Source organism: Lysobacterales bacterium (assembly GCA_016721845.1).
Lineage (GTDB): Bacteria > Pseudomonadota > Gammaproteobacteria > Xanthomonadales > Ahniellaceae > JADKHK01.
Genome location: JADKHK010000013.1, coordinates 2,260,943 through 2,268,665, shown reverse-complemented (window position 1 = coordinate 2,268,665; position 7,723 = coordinate 2,260,943). Strand labels below are relative to the sequence as shown.

Annotated in this window: 2 protein-coding genes and 6 pseudogenes; 4 read left to right on the top strand and 4 right to left on the bottom strand. The window is 66.3% G+C overall.

Annotated features, from left to right (window positions below; translation table 11 throughout):
• Together IPP28_17780 and IPP28_17775 are read right to left on the bottom strand one after the other, a co-directional pair.
• Window positions 1-134: dioxygenase (locus IPP28_17780; protein ID MBL0042843.1), on the bottom strand; the 134-nt coding region annotated here is incomplete at its 3' end.
• Window positions 135-225: 91 nt separating this feature from the next.
• Window positions 226-862: pseudogene (locus IPP28_17775) on the bottom strand (NAD(P)-binding domain-containing protein).
• Window positions 863-981: 119 nt separating this feature from the next.
• On the opposite strand from IPP28_17775, the pseudogene IPP28_17770 reads away from it, so the two are divergent.
• Window positions 982-1,874, top strand: a pseudogene (locus IPP28_17770) (LysR family transcriptional regulator).
• A gap of 210 nt (window positions 1,875-2,084) precedes the next feature.
• Window positions 2,085-2,895 (top strand): annotated as a pseudogene (locus IPP28_17765) (pseudouridine synthase).
• A gap of 27 nt (window positions 2,896-2,922) precedes the next feature.
• Here the strand turns inward: IPP28_17765 and IPP28_17760 are convergent.
• Window positions 2,923-3,957, bottom strand: a pseudogene (locus tag IPP28_17760) (NADH:flavin oxidoreductase/NADH oxidase).
• Between the two features lie 261 nt (window positions 3,958-4,218).
• Window positions 4,219-4,715, bottom strand: a pseudogene (locus IPP28_17755) (M48 family metallopeptidase).
• 43 nt (window positions 4,716-4,758) lie between these two features.
• Here IPP28_17755 and IPP28_17750 point away from each other — a divergent pair.
• Together IPP28_17750 and IPP28_17745 are read left to right on the top strand one after the other, a co-directional pair.
• Window positions 4,759-5,310 carry a DUF2058 domain-containing protein gene (locus IPP28_17750; GenBank protein MBL0042842.1) on the top strand — a complete coding sequence of 184 codons (552 nt, stop codon included), beginning with the start codon at window positions 4,759-4,761 and terminating at the stop codon, window positions 5,308-5,310.
• A 211-nt stretch (window positions 5,311-5,521) separates the two neighbouring features.
• A pseudogene (locus IPP28_17745) lies at window positions 5,522-7,605 on the top strand (alkaline phosphatase D family protein).
• Window positions 7,606-7,723 lie beyond the last annotated feature (118 nt).

Sequence of the window (7,723 nt, the reverse complement as noted above, 5' to 3'; positions counted from 1 at the left end):
GCCGCGGTCGCGGCTACCCGCACGCCGCGCGTCTGCCAGTGTGGCGAGACCACCAGCACCGCCGCGATGTCGTCGAGCGAACGTCCCAGTGTCGACAAATTCGGACCCAGCAGGCCGGGCTCGACGGCGAACATCGGTGAACCGTGAGATGAACAACGACGGCGCCATGGCGATTCCTTGTCGAGGCAGCGGCGCCAGTGCGCCCGCTGCGAGGTGGGTGCGGCTTCAAGCCGCCTTGCGGATCCAGGTCGGCGCGATGCTCGTGCCGAGGCCGGCGCCGTAGCCGAGGTAGATGTTCAATCCGGCCAGGGGTTCGAGATAGCGCGCATTCTTCAAGCCGCCGGCGTCGATGACGGCGAAGCCGAGGCTTTCGGCAAGCGCCTTGGCCGTCTGCTTCGCGCGGTCGCTGTCGCTGGCGACGAATACCGGCGCGACCTGCCCGTCAGCAAAGCCCGGGCCATCGGCCAGCACCTGCGCGAACAGCGTGTTGAACGCCTTCACCACCTCGGCGCCCGGCAGCGCCTTGGCGATCTCCCTCGGCAGCCGAGGTCGAGTGGCCGAGCGTCAAGCCCATGTAGTCGGCGGTCAGCGGATTGGTGATGTCGATGACGACCTTGCCGTCGAGCGAACCGAGTGAGCGCAGCGCGGGCACCGCGTCGGCGTAGCCGGTCGCGACGATGACCACATCCGAGCCGGCCAGCGCTTCTTTTGCTGCTGCCGCGGTGGCGCCCGGATGCGCGGCTGCGAGGGTCTGCGCCTTGGCCAGGTCGCGCGCGGTGATGCGCACGGCGTGGCCGGCGCGGGTCAGTTGCTTGACGAATGCCGAGCCCATGTTGCCGGCGCCGATCAGCGTGATGTTCATGAGGGTCTCCTGTGGGGCCCGGAACATCCGGCGTGGAAACACTGTATTGGCTGCATCGCCATGGATAAACTGCTTCTGTAGCAACTAACTATCTCTAAATTCGGAACAATGGAGGGGCCGTGGACCGATTCCAGGAGATGTCCAGCTTCGTCGCCGTGGTGGACGCCGGCAGCTTCGTCGCGGCCGCCGAGGCCACCGGACTATCCAAGGCCGCAGTGTCGCGTCATGTCGCCGACCTCGAGCGGCGGCTCGCGGTCCGACTCCTCCACCGGACCACGCGACGACTGTCGCTGACCGACGATGGCCAGCAGTTTCTGGTCCGCGCCAAGGACTTGCTGGCAACGCTGGACGAGGCCGAGTCCGAGATCAGCTCGCGCAGCGGCGAGGCCAGCGGCTTGCTGCGCATCAATGTGCCGCTGACCTTCGGCATTCTGCATCTGGCACCACTGTGGGGCCGTTTCGCCGCCCTGCACCCGAAGGTGACTCTGGACATCTCGCTGAGCGACCGCGTCGTCGATCTGGTCGACGAGGGCTACGACCTCGCCGTGCGCATTACCAACCTGCCGAGCTCGCAACTGGTCAGCCGCCAGATCGCGAGCACGCGCATGGTGTTGTGCGCGTCTCCGAACTACCTCGCGCGCCACGGCCGACCGCGGCATCCCGCCGAAGCTTGCGCAGCTTGCCGTCGTCTCCTACAGCTACTGGTCGTCCCGCGACGAATGGGCGTTCTCGTCCTGAGGCGAACCCATCGCGGTGCGCATCCACGCGCGCATCCACGCCAACAACGGTGACACCTGCCGCGCCGCAGCGCTCGACCACGGGGCATCGTCCTGCAGCCCGATTTCCTGGTCGCGCAGGATCTCGCACGCGGCACGCTGGTCGAACTGATGCCGGAATTCCGGGCCATGACCATCGGTATCCACGTCGTGTATCCCACGCGCAAGCGCACTGCCCGTCAAGACGCGGCGGATGGTGGACTTTCGCCGGTGCCTTCGCGACGCCTGGCTGGTGAAGAGGGCATCGCGCTCAGTCGATCGAACGGCGGCGGTTGTCGTTGCCGACGAGTGCCGGGCTGGCACACTGCCGGCATGCAACGTCGCCCGCCCAGCATCGATGGACTCTCTGCGAGCACGCTGCAGCTGCCGCCGGGACCGTGGTCGACCGTGCTCGACTGCCTGTGCGAGCGCTTCCGGCGGTGGGGCGCGGGCAGTGGCTGGCGCGCATGGCACGCGGGCGTGTCGTCGACGGCGATGGGCAATGGTTGACGCCGGGACACCGTTCCGGGTCGGACTCGACGTGCACTACTACCGGGAAGTGTCCGACGAAGCGGCGATCCCGTTCGATGAAGTCGTGCTGCATGTCGACACCGAGGTACTGGTAGCGGACAAGCCCCACTTCCTGCCGGTCATGCCGGCCGGGGCGCACGTCCATGAAACGCTGCTGGGCCGATTGATCCGCCGCACCGGCAATCCGATGCTGGTCCCGCTGCACCGGATCGATCGCGACACGGCGGGGCTGGTGTTGTTCTCGGCCAACCCGCTGAGTCGCGCGCACTACCAGGCGCTGTTCCGCGAGCGACGGATCGACAAGCGCTACGAAGCGATTGCACCGGCCTTGCCCCGCATCGAATTTCCATGCACGCGCTCGAGCCGCATCGTCGCCGGCGAGCCGTTCTTCCGCATGCGGAGATCGAAGGGCCGGAGAACAGCGAAACCCGAATCGAGGTCGTCGCGCGTGGCGCGGACTACTGGCGCTACGCATTGACGCCGATCACCGGGCGCAAGCACCAGTTGCGCGTGCACATGGCCGCGCTCGGAGCGCCCATTGCGCATGATCGGACCTATCCGTCCCTGCGGCAGCGCGCGCCGGACGACTACTCGGCGCCGCTCCAGTTGTTGGCGAAGCGGTTGTCGTTCATCGATCCGCTCACCGGCGTTGCGCGCAGCTTCTGCAGCACGTTCCAGCTCATGCACCATGACGACATTGGCCCGTCGCAGCGCCCGGCGATGGACATCGGCTGCGCTGGAGACTGAGCGGCGCTCGCGGGAACTGTGACGTGATCAGGTGCCGCTGCGCACCAGCAGGTTCGGGAATTGCCGTGGCTGCGAGCGCAGGTATTGGGGCGGCGCCACGACGCTGGCCCCAGGTGCGCCGCGGCGTGCCAGGCCAGTGCGGGTCGTAGAGGATGCCGCGCGCAATCGCGACCAAGTCCGCATCACCGGTACCGACGATCGCTTCGGCGTGATCGAAATCGGTGATCATGCCCACGGCCACGACCGGGATGCGGACGGCCTGCTTCACGCTGCGCGCGAGCGGCACCTGATAGCCCGGACCCACCGGTATGACTTGCGCGGGATGCAGTCCGCCGCTGGAGACGTGGATGCTGCTGCAGCCGCGCGCTTCCAGCGCCTGCGAGAAGGCCACGCTTTGTTCGATGTCCCAACCGCCCGCGACCCAGTCGGTGCCCGACAGGCGCACGCTGACCGGGCGTTCGGCCGGAAAGGCCGCGCGCACCGCATCGAACACTTCCAGCGGAAAACGCAGGCGGTTTTCGAGCGAGCCACCGTATTCGTCGTTGCGCTGATTCGACAGCGGCGACAGGAACTCGTGCAGCAGGTAGCCGTGCGCGGCATGGATCTGGATCGCGTCGATGCCGAGGCGCGCGGCGCGGCGTGCAGCCGCGGCAAAGGCATCGCGCACATCGTTCATCGCCGCACGGGTCAGTGCGACGGGGGCATGGTCGTCCTGGTTGAACGGCAGTGCCGACGGCGCCACCGTTTGCCAACCATGGGTTTGCCCCGGCGCGAGCTGCGTGCCGCCGTGCCGGGGCAAATCGGTGGACGCCTGCGGCCGGCGTGTGCCAACTGGATCGCGATGGGCATGGCCGACCAGCGCCGGATGCCCGTGAGCACGCGGTCCATTGCCGCTTCGGTGGTGTCGTCCCACAGTCCGACATCGCCCCAGGAGATGCGCCCTTCGGGCAGCACCGCGGTGGCTTCGATCGTCAACAGCGCTGCGCCCGACAGCGCCAGCTGGCCGAGATGGATCAGGTGCCAGTCGGTCATCCGTCCGTCCTCGGCGGAGTACTGGCACATCGGCGCGATGACGATGCGATTGGCAAGCTGCAATGCGCCGACGGTGAGCGGTTCAAAGAGTTTGGGCGTGCTCGCGAGGTCCAGGCCTCCATGGTCAGTTCGAAGGGAAGGCACGCGCGTGGCGTGGTCGACAATATGGGCGGTGACTGGGCGAGATCGAGGAGATGGGGCCCGAGAGCGGATGTGCAAGGCGTGCAACGCGCGGAAGGATCGCGCCGCGGCCGTGCGTCGGGTGTTGACGTCGATCGATCGCGTGACGCGTTATCCCTGTCCGAGATCCTGATGCGTCAGGTAGAGGCGCAGGTCGAACTCCAGCTGGTGGTAGTCGGGCGCCATGTGCGTGCACAACTGGTAAAACGACTTGTTGTGCTCGGCTTCCTTCAGGTGCGCCAATTCATGCACCACGATCATCTTCAGGAACTCGGCGGGCGCGTCGCGGAACACGGTGGCGATGCGAATTTCGCGGCGCGTCTTCAGTCGGCCGCCCTGCACGCGCGTGATCGTGGTGTGGGTGCCGAGCGCATGTTTCATCACCTGCAGCGTGCTGTCGTAGATCACTTTGCCCAGAGGCACCGATTTGCGCAGATGCCGATCCTTGAGTGCCTGGACGTAGTCGTGCAGCAATCCGTCGTTGCGCACGGCGTGCGCTTCGCCGTATTTCCCGGCCAGCATCGCGCCGAGCCGGCCTGCCGGATCAGCTCACGGACCTGAGTCTGCAGGTGCGGCGGATAGCCCGCGAAATATTTCAGGGTGTCCATCGGCGGCTATGATGGGTCAGAAATCCCTTGGACGAAACTGCGCATGGCGAAGGTCAATCCGCTTCAGGAACAACTGCTCAAGGCGGGCCTGGTCAAGAAGGCCAGGGTGGTCGAGGTGGCGCATGCGCAGAACAAGGCGCTATGCCAAAGGATCATCGACACCCGGCGAGATCGAACTGGAGCCGAGCGCGTGCGCGCCGAGAAGGTCGAGCGTGACCGCGCACTCGCAGCCGAGCGCAAGGCCAGGGCGCGCACCCTCGAGCTTCGCGCCCAGGCGCGGCAGATCATCGAGGACAGGAAAGTGCCGCGCGCAGGAGACAGCGAATACCGGTTTTCCGTCGACGACAGCATCCGCAGCGTGCTGGTCAATGACGACCTGCGCAAGAAGTTGTCCGCCGGCGCATTGGTGATCGTCCGCATCGACGAACGCTTCGAGCTGCTGCCGCGCGCGGCCGTCGAAAAAGTGCGCGAACGCGACGCCAGCATGATCGTGCTCGATCATGGTCAGGGCGAGGGCGCCGAACCCTCCGCCACCACCTCCGAAGACGATGCGTATTACGCGCAGTTCAAGGTGCCCGACGACCTGGTCTGGTGAGCGCGCGATACCGGAAGCCTGGGCGGCATGAAGGTGCCAGCGAACTTGCGCTGAAGGTCTCGTTGTTCGCTTTGGGTCGATGCCACGAGATGAATCGCGCACCCGCCATTTCGTCCCACGTGATGACTTCCAGCACGCTGCCCCGAAGCGTGCACGAATCTAACGTCGCTACACCGCGATCATCTCGATCGGATGCCAGCAAGGGGGCGATATGCCGAACCTGGACCGACGACAGTTCCTGAATCTTTCCGCCGCGTTGGGTGCGACCCTGGTTTGGGGCTGCGCGTCGGTGCAGCGGTCGTCGAGCGGCTGGCGCGAGCGCCGCGATCTGTATCCGCAGGGTGTTGCGTCCGGTGACCCCGACCACAACAGCGTCCTGCTGTGGACGCGACGGCCGTATGCGGACGGGCGCGAGCGCGCCAAGCTATGGGTCGAAGTGGCGGACGACCCCGCATTCACCCGCGTCATCGCCACTGCGACCGCACCGGTGCTGGCCCAAGCCGACTGGACCTGTCGCGTGCTGGTGGCCGACTGCCGTCGGCCGGCGAATATTGGTATCGCTTTGTTGACGAAGATGGCAATGGCAGCCGGATCGGGCGCACGCTGACTGCGCCTGCGCCGGACGACCCGCGCCCGGCGCGCTTCGCGTTCGTCAGTTGCCAGAGTCTCCCCGAGGGCGCGATGAACGCCTATCGCAAGATGATCTTCGAAGACGAGCGGGCGGCGCCGCACGAACGGCTCGGCTTCGTGTTGCATTTGGGCGACTTCATCTACGAGGTTGTGCAATATCCGGAGCAGGTCGGCCAGGTGGCAAACGCTACGACCGCACCATCACCTTCCCGGTGAAGAAGTTTGCCGATGGCAGGGCGGTCGCCAACAACCGCTTCATGGTGCCGGGCTCGCTGGACGACTATCGCGCGCTTTACCACGCCTATCTGAGTGATCCAGACCTTCAGGATGCGCGTGCGCGCTGGCCCTTCGTGGCGATGTGGGACAACCACGAATTTTCCTGGCTGGCCTGGCAGTCGATCCAGGTGTTCCCCGGTGAGGCGGCCCCGATTCCCGCGCAGTCCCTCAAGGTGGCGGCGAACCAGGCCTGGTTCGAATTCCAGCCGATGCGGGTGACGCCGCCGGGCCGACAGATCGATACCTTCGAAGCGCCGCACGTGGTCGACACGCCGGTGACGACGTTTGACGACACCGGGCTGGGATTGGAGCCCAACAACATCGCTGCGATCGAAAGCCTGATCGCATATCGCGCGTTGCGCTGGGGCCGGCATATCGACCTGATCATCACCGACCAGCGCAGTTTTCGCGGGCCGGACCTGTCCGATCGCGCCGAGCTGGGCCCGCTGTTCGAGGGTCAGCCCTTCAGCTTCTTCCCCGAGACGCTGTCGATGCAGCTCGACGGCGGGCGCGACTTCGCCGATGGCCATCCGCCAGAGAAGCTCGTGTTCGGCGACCGATCCATCGCCAATTACGCTGCAACCGAACCGGCGCAGTCGATGTTGGGCGCGAAGCAGAAAGCCTGGTTCCTCGAGCGCCTGCGCAGCGACCGCGACCTGGAAGATCTGGGGCACGTCGCTGGGCACGCCGGACTGGCGGATCGATCCGCAACACATGCCGACTGCTATGGGCGAATGGACCGACGGCTACGCCGTGCTGGCCAACGGCGACTGGGGTGGCGTGTATCACGAACGTGGCCAGATCTTCGATGTGGTGCGCGATGCCGGCATCACCGGTTTCGCCATTGTCGCGGGCGATCGCCACAGTTTCTGGGCCGGCCTCGCCGCAAAGGCCCTGCCGCCCGCCAAGTTCGAGCCGGTGGGCGTGAGCTTCGTCGGCGGGTCGATCTCCTCGCCGGGCATGGCCGAAGCGAACGAGTACACCCAGAAAAAGGAAAACAACCCGCTGCGCCCGTTGTTCATTGCCGAGCCCGGCGGCGGGACGTCGCAGCCCACCGTGAACCTGCTGTTGCGCCATGGCGTACGTTCAGCGCTGGAATACGCCAGCAGTGGTGATCTGGCGAAGGCACGCGCCGCCCGCAATCCGGAGATGGCCCCGCATCTGTCCTTCGTCGACATGGGCGGGCACGGCTACGCGACGGTCCGCGTCGACGCGACCACGATGAAGACCGACTTCGTCTGCATTCCGCGTCCCATCGCACGTAGCCCCGGCGTGGACGGCGGCCCCCTGCGCTATCGCGTTCGCCACGAAGTCCCGCTCTGGCGCGCCGGTGAACACCCGGAGATGAAGCAGACCGTGCTGGAGGGCGATGCCGGACTGTCGGTGTAAGGGGTGCGCTTCGTCGGGTTGCCAGCGCTAGCGGGGATGTGATCGCCCAAGTCCGGTCCTTCGGGAATGTATAGTTTCCGGAGACGGGTACGGTGCCCGGTGACATTCACGGAGAGAT